This is a genomic window from Halorubrum sp. SP3 (genome assembly GCF_005435195.1).
GTDB classification, from domain to species: domain Archaea; phylum Halobacteriota; class Halobacteria; order Halobacteriales; family Haloferacaceae; genus Halorubrum; species Halorubrum sodomense.
Genome location: NZ_SGTU01000701.1, coordinates 1 through 237, shown reverse-complemented (window position 1 = coordinate 237; position 237 = coordinate 1). Strand labels below are relative to the sequence as shown.

Genomic DNA, 237 nt, shown 5'->3' with positions numbered 1-237 from the left:
CCGGTAGTTACACGTTGGAACTGGGCGTCGGGACGGTCGATCTTCAGGGCAGTTCCGGCGGCATCGACGTGGTGGTCGAAGACGAGAGCGGGGCCGTCCTCGGGTCGACGACGCTCGAAGACGGTGACTCGAACTCCGTCGTGTCCTTCAACGTGGGAACGATCGACCCCGAGCAGGACGTCACGGTCCGGTACACGGCGGACAGGCAGAACGACGACCTCGAGATCGACTACCAGC

At 64.1% G+C, this 237-nt stretch carries 1 pseudogene; it reads left to right on the top strand.

Features of this window, described 5'->3' with window-relative positions:
• Positions 1-237, top strand: a pseudogene (locus EXE42_RS19115) (hypothetical protein); the annotation flags it as partial.